Origin of the sequence: Streptomyces sp. NBC_00667 (genome assembly GCF_036226825.1) — a bacterium.
Lineage (GTDB): Bacteria > Actinomycetota > Actinomycetes > Streptomycetales > Streptomycetaceae > Streptomyces.
This window is the reverse complement of the sequence record NZ_CP109022.1, coordinates 3,325,969-3,350,770: the sequence shown is the minus strand read 5'-3', so window position 1 is coordinate 3,350,770 and position 24,802 is coordinate 3,325,969. Positions and strand designations below refer to the sequence as shown.

The following is a 24,802-nucleotide window of genomic DNA, read 5'->3' as shown; positions in this document are numbered from 1 at the left end:
GCGTCCGGGGCTGAGTGCGCGGCCGGGCGGCTACTCGCTGACCAGCACCGGAACGGTCAGTACGGCCCCGGCCGGGGTGCCGGTGAGCTTGCCCGGGGACACGGTGAAGTCGATCCCGTCGCCCGCCGCGCGGGGGCCGTCGTGGCGCTCGGTGCCGTGCGCGTCCTCGCCCTCCTCCTGGTACTGGAACGCCCCGGTGCCCACGAGGTGGCCGGAGGAGTCGTAGTAGGCCACCGACAGTTCCAGGGCCAGGGTGTCGCTGACGTCCGCCGTGATGGTCGCGTGCCCGGTGACGGTCTGCCGGTCCGTGAGGGTGAGCCGCTCCAGCCGCAGCCGGTCGGTGAACGGCCCCTGTTCCACGCGCACTTCGCCCTGGCGGACGGGCTGCGCGAGGACGGCGGCCGGTGCGGGCGCGCTGCGCGGTGCGGGCAGGACGACCGGCGGGGCGGCGGCCGGTTCCCCGGCGGCATCGGCGTGCCCCGCGCCGCCCGAGCAGCCGGTGACGAAGGCGAGTACGGCCACGGCCGGTGCCAGTACGGCCGCGGTGCGGCGCAGGGGGTGTCTCATCGAACGCTCCTGAAAAGGGGGCGGGGCCGGGGGGAGTGCGCCCCCCGGCCCCGACCGCACGAGGGGTCAGTGGTGCTGGGGCGAGCGTCCGAACAGCGAGCGGTACATCTTCGTGTAGAGCTCGGTGTTGTTCTGGCTCGCGGCGAACGCGCTGCCGTTCGGGCCGTAGGCGAAGATCGGCACGTCGGCGCCGGTGTGGTTGCCGGAGAGGTAGGTCAGCCACAGGCTGGCCTCGGGGCTGCCGTCCTTCACGCCCGGCGCGTCGTCCGGGGTGCGGAAGGTGGCCGGCGCGAAGTTCTTCACGTCACCCGAGCCCGCGCCGTTGACGATGCCGGTCGAGCGGGTGGTGTCCTTGGCGCCCGAAGCGGCGCGCGAAGGGGTGCTGTTGTTGGCCGGGTTGCCCGCGTCGGTGTTGGCCGGGGGCGCGACCGCTTCGGCGTTGGTGTAGGTGCCGTGCTCGATGATGTTGAAGCCGGCGCACTCGTGGTCGGCCGTGACGACCACCAGCGTGTGACCGTCCTTCTTCGCGAAGTCGTAGGCCGCCTTCACCGCGTCGTCGAACGCCTTGACCTCGCCGAGCGTCTGCGCGGCGTCGTTGGCGTGCGAGCGCTTGTCGATCTGGGCGCCCTCGATCTGGAGGAAGAAGCCCTTGCCCTTGCCGCGCTCCTGCTGCTTGCGGTCGGAGAGCAGCGCGATCGACTTGCGGGCCATGTCGGCCAGCGTCGGCTCCTGCTTCTGCGGGGCGTCGGCGGGCAGACCGGCCTTGGCCTGCTCGACGGTCAGGTTGCCGCGGTTGAACAGGCCGATGACCTTCTTGCCCTTGGCCTGGTCGAGGTCGGCCTTGGTGGCGACCTTCTGGCTGGCGGCGGTCTGGGCGGGCAGCGCGCCGTCGCCGAAGCTGCCGAGCACCTGGTAGCCCTGGGCCTGGAGGGCCTTCTGGTCGTCCGGCTCGAAGCGGGCGAGACCGCCGCCGAAGATGACGTCGGCGGTGCCGTTGCGGGCGATCTGCTCGGCGATCGGCGTGATCAGCGTCTTGTCGGCGGGGGCGGCCTCGTACGTACCGTCCTCCTTCTTGGGGAGGCAGGCGGCGTCGGAGTAGACCGGGCCCTGGCAGCCGCGCAGCAGCGCGTGGCTGAACTCCGCCGCCGGGGTGGCGTCGGTGATCTCGGCGGTGGAGACGTTGCCCGTGGCGAAGCCGGCCGCCTTGGCCTGCTCCATCAGCGTGGCGACCTTCTTCTCGTACGAGTCCACGCCGATCGCGGCGTTGTACGTCTTGACGCCCGAGGACCAGGCGGTGGCGGAGCTGGCCGAGTCGGTGACGAGGGAGGGCTTGGCGGTGCCCTTCTCGACGGCGTAGGTGGCGACGGCTCCCGTGAAGGGGAGGGTCTCCATGGTGAGCTTCCCGCCGGCGCCGTAGAACCGGTCGCGGGCGGCCGTGACGTGCGTACGGCCCATTCCGTCACCGAGGAGGTAGATGACGTTCCGGATTTCCTTGTCGTGGTCGCTGTTCTGCGGCGCGGAGTTGGCGGCGCCCGCCGTCCCGGCGGCCACTGCACCCGCAAGGGCCAGAACGGTCAACGTCTTCACAGGTCTGCGGCGCATCTGCTGGGGGATCCCCTCGAAAGGACTACTCGGTCCCTCCGAAGCTATGAGCGCCACATGAACGGCCCCTGTTCAACGCGTAACCACCACTCGAACGCAGCACAGCGCACCCCCACCCGGCGGCAAGGTGCGCGTCCTACGCGTCGACCTCCGCCATGAATTCCAGCATCCGGGCGTTGACCACCTGGGGATGGTCGATCTGCGGTCCGTGACCCGTCGCGGCGATGATCTCGGCGCGGGCCCCGGGGATCAGACGCGGTACGCGCTCCAGCTGCCGCCGCGGGTGCACGAGCAGGCTCCGCTTGCCCATGACCAGGAAGAACGGTGTCCGGATCGAGCCCAGTTCGGCGTCGGACAGCGGCAGCGGGGCCGGGCGGCGTATGCGGAAGGCGCGCGCGCCGGCGTGGATCCACTTACGCAGCTCGGGATCGACGATGACGGGCTGTTCCAGCCAGGCGGCGAGCCGCGGACGCAGTGCTTTGGGCGCGAAGCTGGCGAAGAGGCTCACGAAGACCCAGGCGAAGAAGCGCAGGCCGACCTTCTCCAGGCCGCCCGGGTCGAGGGCGGTGACCGAGGCGAGCCGTCCGGGCCGCAGGTGCGCCTGGTTGATGACGAGCCAGCCGCCGTAGGAGGAGCCGACGAGGTGGACCCGGTCGAGGCCGAGGGCGTCGAGGGCCTCGTCCATCCACTGGGCGGCGCGCTCGGGTTGCCACATGGGTTCGCGCTGGACGCTGCGCCCGGCATCGCCGGGGGTGTCGAGCGCGTAGACGGGCCGTTCGGCGCTGAGCGCGGGCGTGTTGGGGTACCACATCGCCGAGCAGTAGCCCGCGCCGTGGATCAGGACGATCGGAGTGCGGGACTCGCCGGCCGGGTCCGTGGGGCCGTACCGGTAGACGTGCGTGGTGCCGAAGCTCGTCTCGACGTCCGTCTCGGAGCGGGCGGGAGCTCCCTTCGCGTAGACGGTTTCGCAGGCGGCGAAGTACCGGTCGCGCAGCTCGTCGTTGACGTAGCGGCCGACGTCGCGGCGCACGCGGGTCGTGTTCTGGGGCACGGGGCACCTCCGAGGAAGATCCGTTCTTCGTGGTACGACCGTATCATGATGTTGGTACGGCGGTATCATGAAAATGGCCCGACAGCGGCGGCCCCGACAGCGGCGGACCCGGCACATGACGGGCCCGGTACATGAGGGGACCGAAACGACGGGCCTCGAAGCGACGGCCCCGGAAACGACGGACAGAGAGCCGAACACATGCCCAAACGCGTGGACCACGAGGAACGGCGCACCCAGATCGCCGAGGCGCTCATCCAGGTCGCGGGGCGGCGCGGGCTGCACGCCGTCGGCATGCGCGACGTGGCCGCCGAAGCCGGCGTGTCACTCCGGCTCGTGCAGTACTACTTCGAGACCAAGGAGAAGCTGCTCTTCTACGGGCTGCAGCACCTGACCGACCGCTTCACCGCCCGCGTGGGCGCCCGCCTGCGGGCCGCCGGTCCCGACCCGGGGCCGCGCGCGACCATCGAGGCGCTGCTCCTGGCCTCCTTGCCGACCGACGAGGAGAGCCGGACCTTCCACCTCCTCTACAGCTCCTACTCGATCCTGTCGGTGACCGACGAGGCGCTGGCCGCCCAGCCCTTCATCGACGGTCCCGACGCCGCGGAGAACGCCCTGACCGGCCTGCTGGAGCGGGCCCGGGCCGAGGGCCTGGCCGATCCGGCCACCGACGCCCGCACGGAGGCGGTCAGCCTGCTGGCGATGACGGCGACGATGGGCACCAGCATCCTGGTGGGCCAGCGCACCCCGCAGTCCGCCCTCGCGGTCCTCGACCACCACCTGGACCGCATCTTCCGGCCCGCCCCCCGGCCGTCGGCCCCGTGAACGGCCCGGCGGGTCGCCGTGGTCACCGGCGCCGCCGGCCCCGCCCTCGTCGACGCCGGGGTCGGTACACCCGGGCCGTCTAGATCCAGCCGTGGTCGCGGGCCAGCAGCGCGGCCTGGAAGCGGTTCGTCGCCCCCAGGCGCTGCATCAGGTCCGCCACGTACTTGCGGTAGGTGCGGACGGAGACGCCGACCTCGCGGGCCCCGCTCTCGTCCTTCTCCGCCTGGTACATCGTGGTCAGCACCTTGCGTTCGATGTCGGTGAGCGCGGCGCCCGTACCCTGGCGGGCCGCGACCGCCTCGCGCAGGTCGACCGAGTCCGACCACATCCGCTCGAACAGCGAGACCAGGTTGGCCACCAGTCCCGGTTGCCGGATCACCAGGGCCCCCAGGCGTGGGTTCTGCGGGTCGATCGGGGTCAGCGCGGCGGCCCGGTCGAAGACGAGCATCCGCTCCAGCGGCTTGTCCGAGATCCGGATCTCGGCCCCCATCGCCGAGATCTCCTGGAGGTAGGCGAGGGTCGGGCCGTCCTCCACCGCCTCCGTGCGCATGATCGTGCGCATCTGTATGCCGCGCCGCAGGATGCGGGCGTCCAGCGGCCGGGACGCCTCGATGCTGGCCGCGCTGAGCGCGCCGTGCGGCTGGGTGGTCAGCCCCTCCTGCCGGGTGAAGAACGTCAACTCGTCGATCACCGCCCGGACGTTGGGGGTCCCCTCCACCCGTTCGATGGCCGGCCGCTCCGACATCTGCTCGGCCACCGGACGCACCGCGTGGCGCTCCGCGAGCAGCGACTCGACTACCCGCTGCTCGGCGGCCACCCGCTGCAGCTCCTCGCGCAGTTCGCGCAGCCTCAGATCGATCAGCCGCTGCACGGCGATCGCGGGCGGAGCGGGCCGGATGCAACCGTTATCGGCCAACGCCGTCAGTTCCACCGACTCCAGCCGTGCCAGCCACTCCTCCACATCGGGCAGCGGCCGGCCGAGCTGGTCGGACAGGTCGGCGGGCGTGGCCTCGGACAGGCGGAGCAGGCATCTGTACAGGTCCTCGTCCTCGGCCGTCATCCCCAGGTGCGTGAGGCTTCCTGCTCGCATGGTTCCCCTTACATGGTGGTGCCCCGTGTGGTCAGCACGGTGTTGTGATCATACGAATCCAGACACCTGCTGACGAACAACGCCGCGCGCCGGTGTGAGGCGCCCGGAGCGGTGGCCGTGCAACTTGCTGCACGACAGGACGCAGGAAGCTGCGCCCGTTTTGCCTCGAACGGGAACCGTCCGGTCGGCAGTCTTCTCCTTGTCGGAACAACGGCGATCCACACAGGGGGAAAAGCACATGGGGAACACCTTCACCCGGCGGGCACGAATCGTTTCTGCCGCCGCGGGGTTCACGGTCGCGGCCGGTCTCACCTTCGGCGGCCCGTTCATCCACCCGCCCGTCCAGGACACGCCGGCGGCCTCCGCCTCGGCGGCGGACCGGGCGCGCTGCGTGCTCTCCCTCGTGGACTTCGTGGAAGGCGACTGCACCGACGTGTTCAAGCCGGCCGGGCGGCCGGACGCGGTCCCGGGCCCCGGCGGCCACGGCAAGCAGGACAAGGAGCCGGTCGTCGACCGGCGCGAGACCTTCGACTGGATCTGAGCGACGTACGAGGAAGGAAAGGGGAGCACGCCGTCATGACCGCCTACTCGGTCCTCATACCGTTCCTGCCGCGCCGGCCGGAACAAGTCCTCCCCTACGCCGCCCTCGTGCACTGGACCCACGCCCAGCGGCTCTGGCAGGGACAGTCCCTGATGGTGGAACCCCACCACGGCTTCGTCCACGCGGCGGGTGCGGGCTTCCGGGTCCCGACCGGGCTGGGGGTGACGCTGATGCCACTGCGCCACCCCTACGAGGCCGCCCTCCAGGCCCGCTCACTGGCCCTGGCCACCGGGCAGCCGGTGGTCGCCGGCTTCGGGCCCGGAGCCCCGTCGCTCCAGCAGGGGCTGCTCGGAGCCCCGTACCGCAGCCCGCTCACCGCGGCCCGCGAGTACCTGACGGCCGTACGGGGCCTGCTGGCCGGTGAGACCGTCCGGATGGCGGGGGAGTACGTCTCCTGCGACGCGGCGCTCGTGCCGTTCCCCTCCCCCGCGGTGGAGCTGGGACTCGGCGTGCTGCGGCCGGCGATGGCCCGGCTCGCCGGTGAGGTCGCCGACGTGGCGATCACCTGGCTGACACCGGCCGCGTACCTGCGGGACACCGTGCTGCCGGCGCTGCGCGAAGGCGCGGCGAAGGCCGGCCGGCCCGTGCCCCGGCTGACGGCGATGGTGCCGCTGGCGCTGAGCCGTACCGGCCGGGCGCCGGCCGAGGTCGCGCTCGCCAGCAACGCCGTGCACCTGGGACTGCCGCACTACACCGACATGCTGCGCAGGTCCGGCATCGAGATCACCGGCACGGACCGGGAAGCGGACGCCCGGGCGCTGGTCGAGGGCCGCGGGTTCCTCAGCGGCGACCTCGCCGAACTCGTGGCGCAGCTGCGGGAGTACGAGGACGCGGGCGTCGACGAGATCGTCCTCAACGTCACCGGTGTGGCCACTCTCCACGGCCCGCAGGCGGCCACGGACGAACTCAAGACCGTCCTGGCCGCTCTGGCCTAGGGCTACTTCGCTACTTCGCTACTTCGCTACTTCGCTACTTCGCTTCAACGCGCGCGGCGCGCCGGGCACGTTCGGCGCGCTCGTCGCGCTCATCGAAATCTTACGAACAAGGGGGAGTCATGGCGGGAATCAAACGGCATCTGATGCTCTGGGGCACGGGAAGGCCCGTCGCGGACCATTTCGCGGCGGGAGCCGCGACGGTCGTCCTGGAGAACCCGGCCCACCTCCCCGCCCTGCTCGGCTCGGACCTCGTCGGCCCGCGCTCCGTGGTGTTCGTACCCGGTCACGTGGACGGTACGGACGCCCCCGCCACGGACGGCCCCGCGGGTCCCCTCGTCGTCGGCTACGAGGGTTCGCTGAGCGAGCCCGGCGCCGAATGCTCCCTCGGCTCCGACTTCTACCTCCAGATCCAGAACTACGGCGTCAGCGCCTACATGTCGGTCGTCGGCCCCACGCTGATCCGCGTCGCCGACGCGATGGACCTCGACGCCTACCTCGCCGACGCCGACCAGGCCCGGCAGACGGGTCTCTTCCCCGAGTTCCTCACCAACCCCGTCATCCAGCTCGCCGACCTGCCGGCCCTCGGCGCGGCCACGGCCGGCGACGGACCGCGCCGCCGGCTCCACGCCGACCAGGACGGCGTCCTGTCCACCGCACCGGGCGGCCCCCGCCTCGGCGTGCTCGGCGAGGACGCGCTGGAGCGACTGGAGTCGCGGTGGGCGGCGCAGGACTGCGCCGGACGGGGCCCGGCAGCGGAGCGCCCCTGGCTGGGGCGCTACCTCGCCGCGGTCGACGCGGTCCGCGACCTGCGGGCCCGCGGTGTGGCCGACGTGAAGGTCTCCGGATTCGGCGGCCGGCTGGGCGCCGCCGCGGCCTCCCCGGCCGCCGACGCCGCCGCGGACGCCACCGACGCGCTCCTGCCGCTGCTGCTGTGGTCCGGGGAGACGGTCTACCTCCACGACCCCGTGGCCGGACGCAGCTTCCGGCTCGACCCCGTCGCCGGGGCACTCGCGGAGGCGCTCCTGGTGTCCGGTTCCGTGGCCGCGGCCTGCGCGCACGCCGACCGGGACGCACTGGAGCGCGTCGCCGCCTACTTTGCGGACGCCGGGATCGCGCTCTGCCCGGCCGAGGTGTCGCCGGCGCGCGAGCTCGTGACGGCGGGGAGCTGACGGCCATGACGACGACGCTGACGACTCCGGCCCCGCCGGTGGACCCCGCCGTCCCCGGAGACCGGGTCCCCGACCCCGCCGTCCCCGGAGACCGGGTCCCCGACCCCGCCGCCGTCCCCGGACGGGCCGGCGAGCTGCTGGCCTCGCTTGGGGAGCGCGCGGTCCTGTGCGACCTGTACGACGCGGTGGGCGCCTCGGTGTACCACGACCTCGCGGGCACCGGCACCCACGAGGTGCGCGAGCTGCTCGGCCTGGTCCGCCGCGTCCCGGGCCGGGTCCTCGACCTGGCGGCGGGCTCCGGACGCCTGACGCTGCCGCTCCTGGCACTGGGCCGCGAGGTCACCGCTCTGGAACTCTCGCCCCACATGCTGGAGTTGCTAGCGCAGCGACTGGAGCAGGCGCCGCCCGCGCTGCGGGAGCGCTGCCTGCCCGTCCGGGCCGACATGAGCGACTTCGCGCTCGGCGGGCAGTTCGCCGTGATCGTGCTGGGCACCACCACGATCTCGCTGCTCGACGCCGAGGGCCGGGTGGGCCTGTACCGGTCGGTGCGCGAACACCTGGCGCCCGGCGGCCGGTTCCTGCTGTCGACGGTCGACATGAGCGCCGCCGGCACCGGTCCGGACGAGGTCGACATGGAGATCGTGACCGACAGCGGACGCGCCTACCGCCTCTTCGAACACTGGACGCCCGACTCCGGCAGCCGCACCGTCACCCTCTTCCCGGCCGTGATCGGCGAGGACGGACCGGTCGAGGTCTGCACCACCACCATCGGCGTGCTGCCCGCCGGACTCCTGGAGGCCGAACTGGCCGCCGCGGGGTTCTCGGTCCTGTCCCGCCATCCGCTGCCCGCCGTCGGCGAGCGCCACCACGACGTACTGCTGGAAACGGAGGTGACCCGGTGAGCGGCACCACGCACGCCGACCCGGTCGGCCACCCGCTGTGGCCCTCGCTGACCGCACCGCAGGACCAGGGCCGCGACGACCTCTGCGCGGTCTCCGCCCAGGGCGTCCGGGTCACCTTCGCCGACGGACGCGAACTGCTCGACGGCTCCAGCGGACTGTGGAATACCAACATCGGCTACGGGAACCCCCGGATCGCCCGAGCCGCCGCCGACGCCCTCCACGAAGCCTCCTACCTCGGTGTCTTCCGCTACGAGAACGTCTACGCCCGCCGCGCGGCGCAGGCCCTGATCGACCTGTGCGGCCCCGCCCACTACGGCCGCGTGCTGTTCTCCACCTCCGGCGGCGCCGCCAACGACCTGGTCATGAAGGTGGCCCGGCAGTACCACGCGCTGGGCGGCCGGGCCCAGCGCAAGGTGGTCGTCGGACTGCGCGGCAGCTACCACGGCCTGACCTACGGCAGCTTCGGCCTGACCGGCGACGACCTCGGCCAGCAGCTCTACGGCGTCGACCAGCGCCTCGTCCGGCACGTCGCCCCCAACGACCCGGCCGAGCTGGGCGCGCTCATGGCCCGCCAGGGCGGCCAGATCGCGGCCGTCGTGGTGGAGCCGGTGCTCGGCAGCGGCGCCGTACCGCTCACCGAGGAGTACGTCGGTGAACTGCTGCGGCTGCGCCGGGAGCACGGCTTCCTGCTGGTCGCCGACGAGGTCGCCACCGGCTTCGGCCGCACCGGCAGCTTCTTCGCCTCCCAGCAGTGGGCCGAACAGCCCGACCTGCTCGTCTCCTCCAAGGGACTCACCAACGGCACCAGCGCGGCAGCCGTCGTGATCGCCTCCCGCCAGGTGGCCGCGGCCTTCAACGAGGCCGGCGCGCTGCTCACCCACGGGGAGACCCAGGCCGGGACCCCGGTCACCTGTGCGGCGGTCCTCGCCACCATCGACGAGATGCGCAGGCTGGACGCGGTCGCCATGGGCCGGCGCCTGTCGGCCCGCCTCGATGCCGAACTGGCGGCGCTCGTCGCCGGGCACCCCCGGGTGGCGGCGACCACGGGACTGGGCTGCTTCCGCTCCGTGCGGCTGTGCGGACCCGACGGGACACCGTTCCCGCAGGGCGAGGTGCACGCCCTGGTCCAGGCGGTCCGGGAGGCCGGGGCCATCGTCCACCCCGGCGTGAACGGGGTGCAGCTGATCCCCGCCCTCACCTACACCGACAGCGACCTCGCCGAACTGCTGGCCTGCGTCACCGCGGGCCTGGAGATCCACCTGGCGCGGACCGCCGACCGGGCGGCGGAGGCCCTCGCGTGAGCGCCGGCTGGCACGCCCCGGCCCAGCAGCTGATCGGCTGCGACAGTCTGGGCCCCTGGCTCGCGGGCCGCGCCGAGCGGAAGGTGACCGTCCTCGTGGACGAGGCCGTCGCCTCGGCCCCGGTGACCGCCCGGGTCCGCGCCCAGCTCGACGGGGGGCGGCACCAGGTACGGGTGCTGGCACTGTCCGGCGCCGGGGACCTGCGGACGGTGGCCGCACTCGCCGACCGGCTGGCGGACACCGAGCTCGTCGTCGGGATCGGCGGCGGCTCCCTCCTCGACCAGGCCAAGCTGGCCACCCTGATCCGCGCCAACCCCGACGCGTACGCCCGCCTCACGGTGCCGCAGCGCAGCGGGCTGCTGGTCCTCGGCCCGGGCACCACGCGGAGCCTCCCGCTGGTCGCCGTCCCCACCACGGTCGGCACCGGCACCGAGTTCAGCGGCGTCGCCTGCCTCAGCTACCCGGAGCAGGGCAAGCGGCTCGTCATGGGCACCGCGCTACGGCCCAAGGTGGCCGTCCTGGACCCCGTCGCGACCGGCACCCTCGACGACGAACTGATCGCCGAGGGAGTCCTGGAGGCGCTGTTCCGCGTGGTCAGCCCCTACGTCGGCGACCACGGGGACCTGCCCACCGAGGACGCGCTCGTCGAGACCATCGCGCAGCGGCTGGTGCTGCTGGGCCACGAGGTGCGCGACGCGCGGCGTGCGGGCCGGCCCACCGACGACCGGCTGCGGCTGGAGATCGCGAAGCTCAGCGGTCTCAGCCACGCCGAGTGGGCGCACCTGGGCCGTGACCTGTACGCGGTCAAGGGCTGGCTCATCGCCAACGAGCTGTCCTCCGCCCTCGGCGTACGCAAGATGACCGCGGTCGCCGCGATCCTGCCGCACCTGTGGCGGGCCATCACGGCCGGTGAGAGCCGTCTCGGTTCGGCCGTCCGGCTGGAGCGGATGTGGTCCCGGCTACGGGCCACCGGCCCCGACACCCTGCCCGCGGACCCGGCAGCGGGCATCGAGGCCCTGATCGACTCATGGCGGATCGGCCGGACGATCACCGCGGGCCCGGACCGGCTCGCCGCCGTCGCGGGCCGCACGGTCCGCGCCTGGGGCGCCGGGCTGCCGATGCTCGGCGGCCTGCGGACCGACGACGTGTACGGGCTGCTGTACGAGGCCGCGGCCTGACGCCGCCCCGGTGACCCGGCACCACCCCCGAGCTTCCGCACCCGCGGCATCCACCGCGCGGTGCGGTCGTCAGAGCACATCTGACTCACGCACCACACCTGATCAACACCTGATCAACACGCGCTCAACCACTACGGAGACAGGAGCACACCATGCAGGACAACCTCGCGCTGGACGCCTTCCCCGCCCTTGAGCTGGGCATGCAGGAGCTCGAAGCCATGGAGGCGCCGGGCTGGTGGACCGGTATCGGCGTCGGCGCCGGTGTCGTGGTCGCCTCCGCGGCGGCCTACGGCAGCTACGTCGGTTCCGCGGCCCTCATCGCCACCTGAGGAGCCCGTACCGCCCAGGGCGGTACGCCTTCACCCCCTTCCCACGACCCGTAAGGAAAAAGGAGCACACCATGCAGGACAACCTCGCGCTGGACGCCTTCCCCGCCCTTGAGCTGGGCATGCAGGAGCTCGAAGCCATGGAGGCGCCGGGCTGGTGGACCGGTATCGGCGTCGGCGCCGGTGTCGTGGTCGCCTCCGCGGCGGCCTACGGCAGCTACGTCGGTTCCGCGGCCCTCATCGCCACCTGAGAAGCCGGTACCGCCCAGGGCGGTACGCCTTCACCCCCTTCCCACGACCCGTAAGGAAAAAGGAGCACACCATGCAGGACGTCCTCAAGCAGGAGATCACCACCCCCGGTCTGGAACTGGGCATGCAGGAGCTGGAGGCCATGGAGGCCCCGGGCTTCTGGTCCGGCTTCAAGCAGGGCCTGGTCATCAGCGGCGTCGCCGTGGCCAGCGCCACGCTCGCCACCTGATCGCTCCGGTAGCTCCCGCTACCCCGATCACCGCTGACCGGATCCCCGGTCTCCCAGGGTGACTTGGTCCCGTGGCGGTGGCGCACAGCCACCGCCGCGGGCCCCTGGCCGGATCACGAACGACATGCACAGAGCCGAAGGAAGAGGGAGACACATGCCGAAGAAGGAATCCCGCAAGGTGTCGAACAGCCAGCTGGGGACGACCGCCGCGCTGCTCGCGCTGGCAATGGCCGTCGCCGGCGCACAGTTGTCCGGGGTCGCGCAGACGGCCGTCATGGCGATCATCGGCCTCGGCCTGCTCGGCGTCCTCGCCCGCCTCGGCGCCAACGCCCGCGCGGACAAGCGATGAGCGCAGCAGGAGTCGTCCGCGCCTCGGGCCTGAGCAAGGACTTCGGCCCGTTCACCGCCGTGCAGGACCTCAGCTTCGAGGTCCGTCCCGGCCGGGTGACCGGCCTCCTCGGCCGCAACGGCGCCGGCAAGTCGACGTCCCTGCGGATGCTGCTCGGACTGGTCCGCCCGACGGCCGGCACCGCCACCGTCTTCGGCCACCCCTACACCGAACTCCCCGACGCCGCCCGCCGGATCGGCGTCTGCATGGACGGCATCGGCCCCACCCCCGGCGCATCCGGCCGCCGCGACCTGCGGATCTGGGCGCGGACCCTCGGCGTGTCGCACACCCGCGTGGACGAGGTACTGGACCGCGTCGGGCTCGCCGACAGCGCCGACCGCGCCGCCAAGGGCTACTCCACCGGCATGCGCCAGCGCCTCGCCCTGGCCACCGCGCTGCTCGCCGACCCCGAACTGCTGGTCCTGGACGAGCCGGCCAACGGCCTCGACCCCGACGGCATCCGCTGGCTGCGCGACACCCTGCGCGCCCTGGCCGCCGAAGGCCGGACCGTGCTGGTCTCCAGCCACCTGCTGGCCGAGGTCGAACAGACCGTGGACGACGTCGTGATCATCCAGCGCACCCTGCGCTTCGCGGGCTCCCTCGCCGAGCTCACCTCCGACGGCGCCGAACGCCTGGAGGACCGGTTCTTCGCGCTGGTGGACGAGAACGCCGAGACCGGCACCCGCACCGAAAGGCTCACCCATGCGTAACCTCGTCCCCGGCGAGTGGATGAAGGCCTGGACCGGCCGGACCTGGCTGGTGCTCGCCTCCGCCGGGATCTTCATGTCCCTCATCACCTGCTTCGGTTACGCCTCCCAGGGCGACGGGGACATCGCCCTCGGCACCACCACCGCCTCCGCCGTCACCGACGACATGGTGCAGGCGTGGATGATGACGTTCCTGATGTCCGCGGTGTTCGGCGCCCTCCTCGTCACCCGCGAGTACTCCTCCGGCGCCATCGCCCGCTCGGTCCTGCTCAGCGGCGGACGGCTGCGGCTGCTGTCCGCCAAGGCGCTGGTCGCCACCGCGGTCGGCGTACTGGGCGGCCTCCTGGCCGTCGCCCTCGCCGCCCTCTGCGCCTTCCTGCTGCCCGCCCGCTTCGGCTTCAGCGCCGACTGGACCGGCCACACCACCCGTATCGCCCTCGGTGTGCTGACCGTCAACGCGCTCGCCGCGCCCTGGGGCGCGCTCCTCGGCTGGATCATCCGCAGCCAGCTCGCCACCGTCGTCACCGTCATGGCGCTCACCCTCCTCGTGGAGCCGGGCCTGCAGGAACTCGCCCCGCAGGTGGCCAAGTACCTTCCCACCATCGCGATGAGCTCCGTCTACCTCGACGGCAAGCCCGAGCTGCTCTCCGTACCGCTCGCGCTCCTGGTCCTCGCCGGCTGGCTCGCCGCCGCCGGGACCGCCGCCCGCCGGCTGCTGCTCTCACGCGACGTCATCTAAGGCGTGATCCAGACATGTCCACCAAGACGGCACCCCACCCGGCACCCCGGCCGGTACCCCAGACGACACCTCGCAAGAGACCCCGGACGGCAGCCATGACGATGCTCAAGACGGCACCCAGGACGGCACCCGGGCCGGCCACCGCCGAGTGGGACCCCGCGCTCCTGGAACGCCCGCGCATCGCGCCCGACGTGGAGATCCACGAGCCCGTCGAGACCGGCGCCCCCTGGGTGCTCCAGCGCGGCCACCACCAGCACTTCCGACTCCAGCCCGACATGGCGCGCCTGGTGCGGGCGATGGACGGCTCCCTCGACCACACCGGTCTCGCCGAGGTCCTCGGACCGCCCTGGACCGCGCACCACGTCGCCTCCGCCGTCAACAAGCTCGCCGAGACGAAGGTCCTCGACGACGGCAAGCCCGTCGAACGCCGAAGCACCTGGTTCCGGTTCGTCCCGCCGATGACGCTCCAGTTCACGGTGCTGCGCCCGGAGCGGCTGCTGGCCCGCCTCGCGCCGGTCGTCAACCTGCTCGCAGGCCGCACCGCGGCCGCCGTCGCGGCCCTGTTCGTCCTCGGCGGCGTCCTCGCCCTGGCCCTCATGGCCCCCGAGGTCGACGCCGCGCTGGGCCGGCCGCTCCCGCTCTCCGCCTACTTCGCCGTGCTGATCGGGGTGCTCGCGACCACCGCCGTCCACGAGGTCGGCCACGGCGCGGTCCTCACGTACCACGGCGGACGGCCGAGCCGGATGGGCGTGATGCTCTTCTACATGTCGCCCGCCTTCTTCTGCGACGTCTCCGACGGCTGGCGGCTCTCCCGCAAGGAACAGCGCGTCCAGGTCGCCCTGGCCGGCATCGCCACCCAGACCGTGATCGCCGGAGCCGCGGCCCTGACCGCCCTGTTCCTGGCCCCCTCGGACCTGCGCGACGCCGTCGTCGTCTTCGCCGTCGCCACCTACACCAGCGGCGTCGTCAACCTGCTGCCGTTCGTGAAGCTCGACGGCTACATCGCGCTCATGAGCCACCTCGACGTCCCGCACCTGCGCGACCACGCCATGACCGACGCACGCCGGTTCCTCGCCAAGATCCTCTTCGGCGGCCGCTACACCCGCGAACTCCCGGGCCGGCCCTGGGCCGTGGCCTTCGGACTGGCCTGCATGGCCTTCCCCCTCTACGTCATCGCCGGGGCCCTGACCCTCTGGTCCGACCTGCTGCAACGGCTCGGCGCCGTCGGCACCAGCACCGTCCTGATGGCCGTCTGCTACCTCGTCTACCGCCTCGGCCTCGGCTTCACCCGCCTCGCCGGCGAGGGCCGCACCGCCGGCGCTTCCCGGTGGCGCACCGCCGCCGCGGCCGTGCTGCTCACCGCGGCGGCGGGGGCCGCGCTGGCCTTCGTCAAGCTGCCCTACACCGTGGCCGCCGGATACGTCGCCCAGGACCGGGGCCGCCTCGAACTGGTCCTGCCGAGCACCGCCGACCTCTCCGCGGTCCGCGAGGGCGCCACCGTCCGGTTCTACCGGGCCGGGGTGATGACCCGGGAGCAGACCGGCACCGCGACCGTCGCCGCTCTGCACCACGCCGACACCAAGGCCCCCCTCTCGGCCTTCCTGCCGGTGGCCTCCACCGCGCTGGAGCTGCCCGTCGTCAGCTACCCGCTGACCGTCGGCCAGGCCCCCGCCGACCGCGCCGGGGCGGCCCAGCTCGACCTCGGCAGGCTCCCGCTGGGGGAGTGGCTGTACACGAAGTACGTCACCCCGCTCTGGAACTAGGGCGTGTCTTCCGGATCACGCCGCGGGCTGATCCGGCCTGATCCGAGAGACACGCCAGACACGCCCAGCCCGTCCGAGCCGTCCCTCCGCCCGTCACGAACGGGCCGTCCCTTCCCGCGTCCCGAACGGAGAGCACCATGGATCTTCGCTACATGAACTACTGCCGGCCCGGCGATCCGTTCTACGACGTACCGGCCGGCGCCGCCGACACCGGCGTGTTCCCCGCGGTGACGGGCCCCGTCCCGGACGGCTGGACCCGCAGCGACAACACCCACTGGCTGCTGATGACGCCGCCGGACACGACGCTGCCCGGCCAGGGCTGGAAGATCCACGTGTCCGCCACCCTCGACAACGCGGCCGCGATCCTCGACCTGGTCTGGGACTTCTGCGTCGCCGAGCGGGTCACCTTCAAGTTCATCCGCAGCGCCGCGATCCTCAAGCTGCGCAACAGCAAGTACGGCGAGCGGGGCAACAGCGGCAAGTTCTTCACGATCTACCCCACCGACGAAGCGCAGCTGGAACGGATCCTCACCCGTCTCGGGGACCTCCTCGACGGCGAGCAGGGCCCGACCATCCTCAGCGACCTGCGCTGGCGCTCCGGCCCGCTGTACGTGCGCTACGGCGGCTTCATCTCCCGCCTGGGCCGCTCCGAGACCGGCGAACTCGTGCACTGCATCGAGGACCCCGAGGGCCGCCTGGTGCCCGACGTACGCGGGCCCTCCTTCCGGCCCCCGTCCTGGGTGAGCCTGCCCGACTGCCTGGCCGGGGCGCTCGCCGCCCGCAACGCCGCCACCCTGCGGGACTTCCCGTTCCGGGCGACCAAGGCCCTGCACTTCTCCAACGGCGGCGGCGTCTACGTGGCGACCGACACCCGCACCGGCGGCTCCGTCCTGCTCAAGGAGGCACGCCCGCTGGCCGGGCTCGACGAGGACGGCGCCGACGCCGTGGCCCGGCTGGAGCGCGAGCACTGGGCGCTGGAGCAGCTGTCCGGCCTGGACTGCATCCCGGCGGTCGTGGACTACCGCAAGGGCCACGAGCACTGGTTCCTGGCCCGGGAGTACGTCGAGGGCAAGCCGCTCGCCCGGGAACTCCTCAGCCGCAACCCCATGGTGGCCGACGACCGCACCCCCGCAGCCGCCGACGCCCACGCCGAGTACACCGCCTGGGCCTTGAAGATCCTCGACCAGGTGGAGCGGGGCGTGGAGGCCATGCACGCCAAGGGCGTCGTCTTCGGCGACCTCCACCCGAACAACATCCTGGTCCGCCCCGACGACACCGTCTCCTTCATCGACCTGGAGACCGCCACCCCCGTGGGCGAGGAGTCCGAGCAGGCCATCGGCGCCCCCGGCTTCCGCGCGCCCGCCGGGTACCGGGGGACCGCCGTCGACCGGTACGCGCTCGCCTGCATCCGGCTGGGCGTGTTCGTGCCGCTGACGGTCATGGCCACCTGGTCCCGGGCCAAGGTGGACCAGCTGATCGACCTGGTCACCGACCGCTTCCCGGTGCCCGCCGACTTCGGCGCGCGGATCCGGCGCGACCTCGGGCCGGCCCCGTACCCCGGCCACGCCGCGGGGACGGACCCGGACCCGCTGTGGACGGCGCCCACCCGCGCGAGCTGGCCCGCACTGCGGCGCACCCTCGCCGAGGACCTGCTGGCCAGTGCCACGCCGCACCGCGAGGACCGGCTGTTCCCCGGGGACATCGAGCAGTTCTCCCTCCCCGGCGGCGGAGCCACCTTCGGCTACGGCGCGGCCGGGGTGCTGTGGACACTGGCCGAGCTGGGCTTCGAGCCCGCCCCCGGGCACCTGGACTGGCTGACGGACGCCGCCCGGCGCACCCCCGGGATGCGGCCCGGCTTCTACGACGGGCTGAGCGGGATCGCGTACGCCCTGGACCGGCTCGGCCGCACCGAGGAGGCCCACGCCGTCCTCGACCGGGTAAGCGCGGCTCCGCTGGAGGACGTGGACCACGGCCTGTCCGGGGGGCTCGCCGGGATCGGCCTGACCCAGCTGCACTTCGGTCGCACCGAGGAGGCCGGCCGGATCGCCGCCCTCCTCGCCGACCAGGCGCCGGGCGGGGTGGCCGGCCGGCCCAGAGCCGGGCTGCTGCACGGTTCGGCGGGCGGGGCGCTGCTGATGCTCCGGCTGCACGAAGCCACCGACGACCCCAAGTACCTGCACGTGGCCGGGGAGTTGCTCCGTCACGACCTCGAGGAGGCGGGCTGGTCCGCCGCCGGGGACCCTTCCGGCGACGCCCCGTGGAAGGTGCCCTTCCTGGCCTTCGGGGGCGCCGGTCTCGCCATGGTGGTGCACGAGGTGGCACGCCGTCTGCCCGACCCGGAGTTCACGGCCGCGCGGGACGCGCTGCGCGAGGTGGCCGCCCCGGCCTTCATGCTCAACTCCGGGCTCTTCCACGGCCGGGCGGGCGCCCTGATGGCCCTGCGGCACCTGCACGACGGGTCCACCGCCGCCGAGGACGCGGTGGAGCGGCACCTCGACGCACTCGGCTGGCACGCGGTGCGCTGCGAAGGCCACCTGGCCTTCTTCGGCGACCACGCCCTGCGGCTGTCGGCCGACCTGGCGACCGGTACGGCCGGCGTCCTCCTCGCGGTGGAGACGGCCCTGGGTGAGCCCGCCCCCGGCCTGCCGTTCCTCGCACCCAGCCCCCGCTGACCCTCCCGGAGCCCACGATGCGCACCCGCACCTACCACCTCGTCGTCGCCCCGGACGGCCGCGCCCCCGCGGGCTCGGCCCCGGAGCTGGCGGCGGTACGGCTGATCTCGTTACTCCCGCCCAACTGGCGTTACAGCCCCGCATACCCCTCGGACGGCACGCTCTCCCTGACCCTCCAGCCCCCGCCCGGAACCCGCGAAGAGGCCGCCCACGCCGTCCTCTTGCGCACCTTCGCCTCCCCCATCCTCCACGGCTGGACCTGGAGCAACGCGCCGGCCGGCTCCGGGCAGGGTGAACCCGGTATCCGGGGACGGGAGCGATCGAGGTCGAGATGAAATCGTGTCAGGCCGAGGCCGACGGGCCGGAGGATTCGGCGGCGCGGCGGTATTCGGCGTTGATGCGCTGGGCCTCTTCGAGCTGGTCTTCGAGGATGACGATCCGGCAGGCGGCCTCGATGGGGGTGCCCTGATCGACGAGTTCGCGGGCGCGGGCGGCGATGCGCAGCTGATAGCGGGAGTAGCGGCGGTGTCCGCCGGCGGAGCGCAGCGGGGTGATGAGGCGGGCTTCGCCGATGGCGCGCAGGAAGCCCTGGGTGGTGCCCAGCATCTCGGCGGCCCGGCCCATCGTGTAGGCGGGGTAATCGTCGTCGTCGAGACGGCCGAACGAGTCGTCTGCTGTCATTGCACCTCTCTCAGGGAACGCATGGAGGGGTCCTGGTGCCGTACGGCACCAGGACCCCGAAGGAACTACTACACCATCTGCCGGCCCTAGTCCTGCGCCGGCCTTCTGTTTCCGCCGGCCCGCCCGAAAGGGGAGGGGCTGAGCGGGGATCGCGGTTGCTTGACCGGAGACCACCTCACTATCGATGTCCTGCGGTACCCGGGCTCGAACCTCCGCCCGGGCGATCCTGATGGTGCCCGGCTCCTCCGTTCTTCCCTCTGGATGGATCACTTACCAAACGCAACTGCGTACTGCTGGTACTGCGTACTGCTGGTACTGCTGGTACTGCGAACTACTGGTACTGCGTACTGCATTGCACTACTGGTGGCCTGTGTCAGCGCCACTCCGGCAGCCAGCCCTGTCGCCCATCCTGCATCTGCTCTGGCTTAGAACCCCACTGCCGAACCTCCCGGTGCGCGCGCCCGCAGCCGACGCCTTCACCGAGGTACTGCTCACTGACTTCACTGCGGGTACTGCCACTGCGTCACTGCGGTACTGCTCACGGCAGCCCCTGATCACTGCGGGCCGCCCGGTCCGGTCGTCAGCCCCGTCGCCGTCCTCCAACAACCCTGGCTTCGGAACTCCACCACCGCACCGTCCTGCGCACTGCAACTGCGGGTACTGCTGCCCGGCAGTTCGTCTCTGCCGAGCCCTTCGCTCTCTCTGGGCTACGAGAGAAACCATAACCACGACACTGCCCAATGTCTACTTCGGCCGAGGCAGATTTTTCCGCACGACGAGGGCAGATAGGCCGTCACGGCCGGACCAGCATGTGCACCGCGGCCGACACGGCAGGTCAGACGCACGAAAGGGCCCGACCGGCACGTGCCGGTCGGGCCCTAGGTGTCGGACGCCGGCTCGAACCCGAAACCGTCGTGCGCGGTGATGCGGTTCAGCGTGCAAGGGCGAGGACGCCCGGAGCGCTGCCCTGGTCATCGACGCCGGGCAGGGAGTCGAGCCCGCGGCAGCGCACCGCCCGTTCGGCTTCGGCCGTCGTGGTCAGGGGCGAGGTGGACGGCCCGTGGCCGCCGAGGTCACGCAGCCGGACCGCACACCTGCGAAACAGGGCGAGTTCGCCGTGCCGATTCATTCAGAACCTCCCTTGATGCGGCACGTATCAAGGAATTCCCGCAGCGGATACGTGGTACAAGGAATCACCGGAACGAGCCGAATTGAATACGAAGTGCATCTGGAGTACATCTGGGCTGCAATCCCGAATGCTTCCTCCCGCAGGTGACCTCACTGCGGGAAATACGCACAGCTGGGGCCCGCACCCCGAAGGATGCGGGCCCCAGCTGCGAAATGCGCGTCAGCGTCAGGCGGGAACGATGTTCTCGGCCGTCGGTCCCTTCTGGCCCTGCGCGATGTCGAAGGTGACCTTCTGGCCTTCCAGCAGCTCGCGGAAGCCCTGGGCTGCGATGTTAGAGAAGTGGGCGAACACGTCCGCGCCGCCGCCGTCCTGCTCGATGAAGCCGAAACCCTTTGCCGCGTTGAACCACTTCACGGTGCCAGATGCCATGTCGAATCTCCTTTGGGGCAGTACATCGGCATCCGCACTGCACGGACACCGTGTCGCCGCGATGATGCCCCGCCGGAAAATGATCCCGGAAATATGAAGCGCTCGGATGGAGCGCTCGGAGTTTTTGGGTACCAAAACTGCAACCGGGATCGACAGTAGCACGCTGCAGTGTTTTGTGTGCGTCGAATATCTCACCGCGTGCGCCGCGGTAAAAACCCTTCCCGCGGGGCCCGTTAAACCCTCCGGCCGCGGAGGCAGATATTGATCCCCCCGACTACCGCGTTTCCTGAACAAGCCGCCCATCCCCTGCGAGCGGCTCCAAGCCCTCCCCGCAGCGGAGCGGATCCGGGGTGTCCTCGGCGGTCTTGCCGACCTGCTCACCAGCTGCTGGCATATCTGTGGGGGACGGCACGCAGGGGGGGCTGATGAGCAATCTGACGGTGCGTTCGTGGAAGAAGCACGGCAAGGACCGGCTCTACGTGAACCTGCCGGACGGAACGGCTGTCGCCTGGGCGGATCGAGCGACGAAGACCGTGACGATCAAGGTCCGGAAGCACCAGGACGAGGCGCTGGCCCTTCTGCGGCGTCACCTCGGGGACGGGCTGACCGTCGGCCCCACCTCTTCGCCTCCTCGTGAACCCGGGTTTACGGCCCCTTCCCGGCAGTCTGGGCAGCCTTGGCACCCCGCCCCGAAGCACCGATCCGAGCGTCCGGCGGCTCTCCCACCCCTCAGTCCCAGCGAGGACTTGGCGAGGAATCGGCCCGGCTCCCGAGTCGTCGCGATGATCGCCGAGAGGGGTCCGTCAGCGGTTCAGCGATTGAAGGCGAAGGTACTGCGGCAGTCATCGGAATGGGACAGCTGGTATGCCGGCCTCGAGGGAGAGCGACGGGTGGGACGCGAGCTGGAACGCCTGTCCGCGTTCGGCTGGCGGGTGCTTCACGGGATCGAGAAGAGCAACGGTGGCGACATCGACCACTTGCTGATCGGCCCCGGCGGCGTGTTCAGCGTCAACACCAAGAACCACAAGGGTGCCTCGGTCTGGGTCGGTGACTCGATGGCCAAAGTCAACGGCGGGAAGCCGCGGCCCTACGCTGCGGCGAGCCAAGCCGAGGCGGACGTGGTGCGGGGGGTGCTGGGGCGGTACTGCACGTTCGATGTGCCCGTCGAGCCGGTCCTGGTCTTCGTCGGCGTCACGTCTCTGCATCGGGCGGCGACGCAGTACACGGTTCGCATCTACCAGGAGCGGGAGGTGGCGGCCCTGGGCCCGCTCACCGGCAAGCTCACCCCGGAGCAGGTGGAGCGGGTGTACACAGTCGCTCGTCACCGACGCGTCTGGCTCCGAGCCTGACCCGCGCATCCGCGCCCGCGCAGAGGTCTGGACAACGCAAAAGCCCCGGGTCGCTGACCTGGGGCTTTGTCGTGGAGCGGATGACGGGAATCGAACCCGCGCTATAAGCTTGGGAAGCTCATGTTCTACCATTAAACTACATCCGCATACGGTTCCAGTCGCCTGGATCCTTATCGTTGGCCACTCTACCTCATGATCGACCCCCGGTGAATCCGCCGCGGGGTCGTTGTCGTTCGTGGGCGGCAGGAGGGTTCGTGGGGGCGGGAGTTGGGGGGTAGCTTATGGTTCGGAGCGGCGGCTGGAGCGGGTCTGGGTCATCCCCTAATGTGGCGATTCGTCGCAGTACGGCTCGTTGGGGAAAGGGACTCGATGGAGCACACCGTCGTCCGTTGTGCCGAAGGGCACGTTTTCAGTACCGCCTCCTTCCCGTTGCGGCAGCTCGGCGCCGCCCGGATCGGCCCGGGCCGGTTGCTGCGGTGTCCGCGGTGTGCGCGGCTGAGGCACGCCGTGCCGGTCGGCGGCCCGAAGCGGTAGCCGTCGGGGCGTAGCGGCGGGGCGCGCGGGCGCCGCTCTCGATTGGGGGTGGCCCGGGCGCTCTGCGTATCCTCGGGACGTGCTTCTCTCTGACAAAGACATCCGGGCCGAGATCGACAGCGGACGGGTTCGCATCGACCCGTTCGACGAGTCGATGGTGCAGCCCTCCAGCATCGATGTGCGGCTCGACCGGTTCTTCCGGGTCTTCGAGAACCACCGCTACGCCCACATCGACCCCGCCACCGAGCAGCCGGACCTGACCCGGATGGTCGAGCCCGAGGGGGACGAGGCGTTCATCCTCCACCCCGGCGAGTTCGTCCTCGCCTCGACCTACGAGGTCATCTCGCTGCCCGAGGACATCGCCTCCAGGCTGGAGGGGAAGTCCAGCCTCGGCCGCCTGGGCCTGGTCACGCACTCGACCGCCGGCTTCATCGACCCGGGCTTCTCGGGCCACGTGACCCTGGAGCTGTCGAACCTCGCCACCCTGCCGATCAAGCTGTGGCCGGGGATGAAGATCGGCCAGCTGTGCATGTTCCGGCTCAGCTCCCCCGCCGAGTTCCCGTACGGCAGCGAGCGGTACGGATCGCGGTACCAGGGCCAGCGCGGTCCGACGGCGTCGCGCTCCTTCCAGAACTTCCACCGCACCCAGGTGAGGCACGAGGCATGAGCGAAGTACGCGAGAACCTGACCTACGACGGGTTCGGGCGCGCCGTGCGCGAGCTGGCGCAGACCATCGCCGACGACGGCTACGAGCCCGACATCATCCTCAGCATCGCCCGTGGCGGCGTCTTCGTCGCCGGCGGACTGGCGTACGCGCTGGACTGCAAGAACATCCACCTGGTCAACGTGGAGTTCTACACGGGCGTCGGCACGACGCTGGAGATGCCGGTCATGCTGGCACCGGTCCCCGAGGCGATCGACTTCACCGCCAAGAAGGTGCTGATCGCCGACGACGTCGCCGACACCGGCAAGACGCTCAAGCTGGTGCACGACTTCTGCCTGGGGACGGTGGCCGAGGTCCGGTCGGCCGTCATCTACGAGAAGTCGCACTCGCTCGTGAAGTGCGAGTACGTGTGGAAGAAGACCGACGAGTGGGTCAACTTCCCGTGGTCGGTCGAGCCGCCCGTGGTCAAGCGTGAGGGCCAGGTCCTCGACGCCTGACGTCGACCAGGACGAGGACGATCGGAAGGGGACCGGCGCGCGAGCGTGGCGCCGGTCCCCTTCCACGTGCCCGGAGGGCTCAGATCGTGCCGAGCTTGATGATCGACAGCAGGGCGATCAGCTGGATCGCGGACGCGCCGAGCGCCTTCGGCCAGGGCAGGTCGTGCGACTTGCTCATCAGCGAGGTGAAGAGCGCGCCGGCCGCGAGCCACGTGGCCCAGCCCAGGACCTGGACGACCATGTTGTCGCCGCCGAGGAAGACCGCGAACAGCAGGCGGGGCGCGTCGGTGATGGACATGACCAGCATCGACAGGCCCACGGTCGGCTGCCACGCGCCGTCGCCGCCCAGCTGGCGGGCGAGGGTGTGGGTGACGCCGCCCAGGATCAGGCCGCAGATGACGAACGCGACACCGGTGCTGAGGACGATCGGGACGGCCTGGGTGAGGGTGGCCTTGATGGCGTCCTCGCGGGCCTTGTCGAAGCCGAAGACCGCGAGCATGCCGTAGAGGAACGTCACGATCAGCGCCGGGCCCCAGACGGGGTAGTCGCGCATCTGCAAGAACGTCGAACCCGGCCGCATCACGATGCCGCGCAGGAGTTCCTTCCACGGCAGCCGCGGACCGGCGGGGGCGGCCGTGGCGCCGGCCTGGTACGTCGCGCCCTGGTAGGGCGCGGCCTGGCCGTACGGGTCCTCGCCGATCGAGAAGGCCTGGGTGTAGCCGGGGTTGTCGGCGTACGAAGCCCCGTGCGGGGGCTGCTGGTACGCCTGGGGGTGCGGTTGACCGTAGGGGTCGAAGTACTCGGGCTCGCCGTGGTCCCCGGCGCCGCCGGTGGCCTGCTGCGGCCACTGCTGCTGCGGTGGGGGACCGGCAGGAGGGTAGGGCTGACGACCGTACGGGGCCTGCGGCGCGCCTGGCGCCTGCCCGTACGGCTGCTGCCGCGAGGGTTGTTGCGGGGGTTGCTGCGGGGTGCGGTTGTTGTCCCGGCCGCGTCCGATCCTGAATCCAGCCACGTGATCGAAAGTACCTGGTCCGGCGGGCGGGGGTGGACGGGCGGCCGGAACCGGGGTCCTTTGCGGCTGAGCTGTGACATCCCCTAGGGGGAGTCCCTGGGGCGTCACGGCCCTCCGGGGGGAAGCGGCAACGGCCGGCCCCCCTGGGCGGGGGACCGGCCGTTGCGCTGCCGCCGTGGCGGCGTGCGGCGTGTACCCAGGCGTCCGCCTGGGAGT

General features: G+C 71.7%; 27 protein-coding genes and 1 tRNA gene. 19 read left to right on the top strand and 9 right to left on the bottom strand.

Annotation, left to right across the window (positions count from 1 at the left end):
* Positions 1–30 precede the first annotated feature (30 nt).
* From OHA81_RS15570 to OHA81_RS15560, 3 genes are all read right to left on the bottom strand, one after another.
* Positions 31–567, bottom strand: coding sequence for a hypothetical protein (locus OHA81_RS15570; protein WP_329196485.1), 537 nt, complete (start codon positions 565–567; stop codon positions 31–33).
* A 66-nt stretch (positions 568–633) separates the two neighbouring features.
* Positions 634–2,169, bottom strand: coding sequence for an alkaline phosphatase (locus tag OHA81_RS15565; protein ID WP_329196483.1), 1,536 nt, complete (start codon positions 2,167–2,169; stop codon positions 634–636).
* A gap of 136 nt (positions 2,170–2,305) precedes the next feature.
* Positions 2,306–3,220, bottom strand: a complete 915-nt coding sequence (locus OHA81_RS15560) for an alpha/beta fold hydrolase (protein ID WP_329196481.1) — start codon at positions 3,218–3,220, stop codon at positions 2,306–2,308.
* Positions 3,221–3,418: 198 nt separating this feature from the next.
* Between OHA81_RS15560 and OHA81_RS15555 the strand changes: the two genes are divergently transcribed.
* A complete protein-coding gene (locus OHA81_RS15555; RefSeq protein WP_329196479.1) occupies positions 3,419–4,042 on the top strand; it encodes a TetR/AcrR family transcriptional regulator in 624 nt (207 codons plus the stop codon).
* Between the two features lie 79 nt (positions 4,043–4,121).
* Here the strand turns inward: OHA81_RS15555 and OHA81_RS15550 are convergent, their stop codons facing one another.
* Entirely contained in the window at positions 4,122–5,132 is a 1,011-nt protein-coding gene (locus OHA81_RS15550) for a LuxR C-terminal-related transcriptional regulator (RefSeq protein WP_329196477.1), read from the bottom strand.
* Between the two features lie 238 nt (positions 5,133–5,370).
* Here OHA81_RS15550 and OHA81_RS15545 point away from each other — a divergent pair, with 238 nt between their 5' ends.
* From OHA81_RS15545 to OHA81_RS15475, 15 genes are all read left to right on the top strand, one after another.
* Complete coding sequence (locus OHA81_RS15545; RefSeq protein ID WP_329196475.1) at positions 5,371–5,673, top strand: hypothetical protein; 303 nt, start codon at positions 5,371–5,373, stop codon at positions 5,671–5,673.
* Between the two features lie 35 nt (positions 5,674–5,708).
* Complete coding sequence (locus OHA81_RS15540; RefSeq protein ID WP_329196473.1) at positions 5,709–6,668, top strand: LLM class flavin-dependent oxidoreductase; 960 nt, start codon at positions 5,709–5,711, stop codon at positions 6,666–6,668.
* A gap of 119 nt (positions 6,669–6,787) precedes the next feature.
* Positions 6,788–7,837, top strand: a complete 1,050-nt coding sequence (gene mpaB / locus OHA81_RS15535; protein WP_329196471.1) for a daptide biosynthesis RiPP recognition protein — start codon at positions 6,788–6,790, stop codon at positions 7,835–7,837.
* 5 nt (positions 7,838–7,842) lie between these two features.
* On the top strand, positions 7,843–8,739 hold the full coding sequence (gene mpaM / locus OHA81_RS15530; RefSeq protein ID WP_329196470.1) for a daptide-type RiPP biosynthesis methyltransferase: 897 nt from the start codon (positions 7,843–7,845) through the stop codon (positions 8,737–8,739).
* Positions 8,736–10,040: a daptide-type RiPP biosynthesis aminotransferase gene (mpaD, locus tag OHA81_RS15525; protein WP_329196468.1), complete on the top strand. Its 1,305-nt coding sequence runs from the start codon at positions 8,736–8,738 to the stop codon at positions 10,038–10,040. The genes mpaM and mpaD overlap by 4 nt, the downstream gene beginning before the upstream one ends.
* Positions 10,037–11,218 (top strand): daptide-type RiPP biosynthesis dehydogenase, encoded by a 1,182-nt coding sequence (gene mpaC / locus OHA81_RS15520; protein WP_329196467.1) that lies wholly within the window; start codon positions 10,037–10,039, stop codon positions 11,216–11,218. The genes mpaD and mpaC overlap by 4 nt, the downstream gene beginning before the upstream one ends.
* A gap of 152 nt (positions 11,219–11,370) precedes the next feature.
* A complete protein-coding gene (locus OHA81_RS15515; RefSeq protein ID WP_243629023.1) occupies positions 11,371–11,547 on the top strand; it encodes a daptide-type RiPP in 177 nt (58 codons plus the stop codon).
* 71 nt (positions 11,548–11,618) lie between these two features.
* Complete coding sequence (locus OHA81_RS15510) at positions 11,619–11,795, top strand: daptide-type RiPP (protein ID WP_243629023.1); 177 nt, start codon at positions 11,619–11,621, stop codon at positions 11,793–11,795.
* 71 nt (positions 11,796–11,866) lie between these two features.
* Complete coding sequence (locus OHA81_RS15505) at positions 11,867–12,022, top strand: daptide-type RiPP (RefSeq protein ID WP_329196463.1); 156 nt, start codon at positions 11,867–11,869, stop codon at positions 12,020–12,022.
* A 154-nt stretch (positions 12,023–12,176) separates the two neighbouring features.
* Positions 12,177–12,371 carry a hypothetical protein gene (locus tag OHA81_RS15500; RefSeq protein WP_329196461.1) on the top strand — a complete coding sequence of 65 codons (195 nt, stop codon included), beginning with the start codon at positions 12,177–12,179 and terminating at the stop codon, positions 12,369–12,371.
* Positions 12,368–13,120 (top strand): ABC transporter ATP-binding protein, encoded by a 753-nt coding sequence (locus tag OHA81_RS15495; RefSeq protein ID WP_329196459.1) that lies wholly within the window; start codon positions 12,368–12,370, stop codon positions 13,118–13,120. The genes OHA81_RS15500 and OHA81_RS15495 overlap by 4 nt, the downstream gene beginning before the upstream one ends.
* Positions 13,113–13,856, top strand: a complete 744-nt coding sequence (locus OHA81_RS15490; protein WP_329196458.1) for an ABC transporter permease — start codon at positions 13,113–13,115, stop codon at positions 13,854–13,856. Before OHA81_RS15495 ends, OHA81_RS15490 begins: the two co-directional genes overlap by 8 nt.
* A 95-nt stretch (positions 13,857–13,951) precedes the next feature.
* Positions 13,952–15,619, top strand: a complete 1,668-nt coding sequence (gene mpaP, locus OHA81_RS15485; RefSeq protein WP_329196456.1) for a daptide biosynthesis intramembrane metalloprotease — start codon at positions 13,952–13,954, stop codon at positions 15,617–15,619.
* A gap of 137 nt (positions 15,620–15,756) precedes the next feature.
* Positions 15,757–18,291: a class III lanthionine synthetase LanKC gene (gene lanKC / locus OHA81_RS15480; protein WP_329196454.1), complete on the top strand. Its 2,535-nt coding sequence runs from the start codon at positions 15,757–15,759 to the stop codon at positions 18,289–18,291.
* A 17-nt stretch (positions 18,292–18,308) separates the two neighbouring features.
* Entirely contained in the window at positions 18,309–18,626 is a 318-nt protein-coding gene (locus tag OHA81_RS15475; protein ID WP_329196452.1) for a hypothetical protein, read from the top strand.
* A 7-nt stretch (positions 18,627–18,633) separates the two neighbouring features.
* Here the strand turns inward: OHA81_RS15475 and OHA81_RS15470 are convergent, their stop codons facing one another.
* The 3 genes from OHA81_RS15470 to OHA81_RS15460 all read right to left on the bottom strand — a co-directional run bounded on the left by OHA81_RS15470 (position 18,634) and on the right by OHA81_RS15460 (position 20,530).
* The gene (locus OHA81_RS15470; protein ID WP_329196450.1) at positions 18,634–18,972 is read right to left on the bottom strand and encodes a MerR family transcriptional regulator; all 339 of its coding nucleotides are present in this window, start codon (positions 18,970–18,972) and stop codon (positions 18,634–18,636) included.
* Between the two features lie 931 nt (positions 18,973–19,903).
* Positions 19,904–20,101, bottom strand: coding sequence for a hypothetical protein (locus tag OHA81_RS15465; RefSeq protein ID WP_329202659.1), 198 nt, complete (start codon positions 20,099–20,101; stop codon positions 19,904–19,906).
* Between the two features lie 225 nt (positions 20,102–20,326).
* Positions 20,327–20,530: a cold-shock protein gene (locus OHA81_RS15460; protein WP_030304224.1), complete on the bottom strand. Its 204-nt coding sequence runs from the start codon at positions 20,528–20,530 to the stop codon at positions 20,327–20,329.
* Positions 20,531–20,955: 425 nt separating this feature from the next.
* On the opposite strand from OHA81_RS15460, the gene OHA81_RS15455 reads away from it, so the two are divergent.
* Positions 20,956–21,879 carry a nuclease-related domain-containing protein gene (locus tag OHA81_RS15455; RefSeq protein WP_329196446.1) on the top strand — a complete coding sequence of 308 codons (924 nt, stop codon included), beginning with the start codon at positions 20,956–20,958 and terminating at the stop codon, positions 21,877–21,879.
* Between the two features lie 72 nt (positions 21,880–21,951).
* Here OHA81_RS15455 and OHA81_RS15450 read toward each other — a convergent pair.
* Positions 21,952–22,025: transfer RNA gene (locus tag OHA81_RS15450), tRNA-Gly, on the bottom strand.
* A 467-nt stretch (positions 22,026–22,492) separates the two neighbouring features.
* On the opposite strand from OHA81_RS15450, the gene dcd reads away from it, so the two are divergent.
* Entirely contained in the window at positions 22,493–23,080 is a 588-nt protein-coding gene (gene dcd, locus OHA81_RS15445) for a dCTP deaminase (RefSeq protein ID WP_125603638.1), read from the top strand.
* A complete protein-coding gene (locus tag OHA81_RS15440; RefSeq protein ID WP_329196443.1) occupies positions 23,077–23,574 on the top strand; it encodes a phosphoribosyltransferase in 498 nt (165 codons plus the stop codon). Before dcd ends, OHA81_RS15440 begins: the two co-directional genes overlap by 4 nt.
* A gap of 79 nt (positions 23,575–23,653) precedes the next feature.
* Here the strand turns inward: OHA81_RS15440 and OHA81_RS15435 are convergent, their stop codons facing one another.
* A complete protein-coding gene (locus OHA81_RS15435) occupies positions 23,654–24,586 on the bottom strand; it encodes a Yip1 family protein (RefSeq protein WP_329196442.1) in 933 nt (310 codons plus the stop codon).
* Positions 24,587–24,802 lie beyond the last annotated feature (216 nt).

What these genes read in the sequence shown, in the direction of transcription:
- OHA81_RS15570 (WP_329196485.1), bottom strand. Translation starts at nt 567, where the DNA reads ATGAGACACCCCCTGCGCCGCACCGCGGCCGTACTGGCACCGGCCGTG.
- OHA81_RS15565 (WP_329196483.1), bottom strand. Translation starts at nt 2,169, where the DNA reads ATGCGCCGCAGACCTGTGAAGACGTTGACCGTTCTGGCCCTTGCGGGT.
- OHA81_RS15555 (WP_329196479.1), top strand. Translation starts at nt 3,419, where the DNA reads ATGCCCAAACGCGTGGACCACGAGGAACGGCGCACCCAGATCGCCGAG.
- OHA81_RS15550 (WP_329196477.1), bottom strand. Translation starts at nt 5,132, where the DNA reads ATGCGAGCAGGAAGCCTCACGCACCTGGGGATGACGGCCGAGGACGAG.
- OHA81_RS15545 (WP_329196475.1), top strand. Translation starts at nt 5,371, where the DNA reads ATGGGGAACACCTTCACCCGGCGGGCACGAATCGTTTCTGCCGCCGCG.
- OHA81_RS15540 (WP_329196473.1), top strand. Translation starts at nt 5,709, where the DNA reads ATGACCGCCTACTCGGTCCTCATACCGTTCCTGCCGCGCCGGCCGGAA.
- mpaB (WP_329196471.1), top strand. Translation starts at nt 6,788, where the DNA reads ATGGCGGGAATCAAACGGCATCTGATGCTCTGGGGCACGGGAAGGCCC.
- mpaM (WP_329196470.1), top strand. Translation starts at nt 7,843, where the DNA reads ATGACGACGACGCTGACGACTCCGGCCCCGCCGGTGGACCCCGCCGTC.
- OHA81_RS15515 (WP_243629023.1), top strand. Translation starts at nt 11,371, where the DNA reads ATGCAGGACAACCTCGCGCTGGACGCCTTCCCCGCCCTTGAGCTGGGC.
- OHA81_RS15510 (WP_243629023.1), top strand. Translation starts at nt 11,619, where the DNA reads ATGCAGGACAACCTCGCGCTGGACGCCTTCCCCGCCCTTGAGCTGGGC.
- OHA81_RS15505 (WP_329196463.1), top strand. Translation starts at nt 11,867, where the DNA reads ATGCAGGACGTCCTCAAGCAGGAGATCACCACCCCCGGTCTGGAACTG.
- OHA81_RS15500 (WP_329196461.1), top strand. Translation starts at nt 12,177, where the DNA reads ATGCCGAAGAAGGAATCCCGCAAGGTGTCGAACAGCCAGCTGGGGACG.
- OHA81_RS15495 (WP_329196459.1), top strand. Translation starts at nt 12,368, where the DNA reads ATGAGCGCAGCAGGAGTCGTCCGCGCCTCGGGCCTGAGCAAGGACTTC.
- OHA81_RS15490 (WP_329196458.1), top strand. Translation starts at nt 13,113, where the DNA reads ATGCGTAACCTCGTCCCCGGCGAGTGGATGAAGGCCTGGACCGGCCGG.
- mpaP (WP_329196456.1), top strand. Translation starts at nt 13,952, where the DNA reads ATGACGATGCTCAAGACGGCACCCAGGACGGCACCCGGGCCGGCCACC.
- lanKC (WP_329196454.1), top strand. Translation starts at nt 15,757, where the DNA reads ATGGATCTTCGCTACATGAACTACTGCCGGCCCGGCGATCCGTTCTAC.
- OHA81_RS15475 (WP_329196452.1), top strand. Translation starts at nt 18,309, where the DNA reads ATGCGCACCCGCACCTACCACCTCGTCGTCGCCCCGGACGGCCGCGCC.
- OHA81_RS15470 (WP_329196450.1), bottom strand. Translation starts at nt 18,972, where the DNA reads ATGACAGCAGACGACTCGTTCGGCCGTCTCGACGACGACGATTACCCC.
- OHA81_RS15465 (WP_329202659.1), bottom strand. Translation starts at nt 20,101, where the DNA reads ATGAATCGGCACGGCGAACTCGCCCTGTTTCGCAGGTGTGCGGTCCGG.
- OHA81_RS15460 (WP_030304224.1), bottom strand. Translation starts at nt 20,530, where the DNA reads ATGGCATCTGGCACCGTGAAGTGGTTCAACGCGGCAAAGGGTTTCGGC.
- OHA81_RS15455 (WP_329196446.1), top strand. Translation starts at nt 20,956, where the DNA reads ATGAGCAATCTGACGGTGCGTTCGTGGAAGAAGCACGGCAAGGACCGG.
- OHA81_RS15440 (WP_329196443.1), top strand. Translation starts at nt 23,077, where the DNA reads ATGAGCGAAGTACGCGAGAACCTGACCTACGACGGGTTCGGGCGCGCC.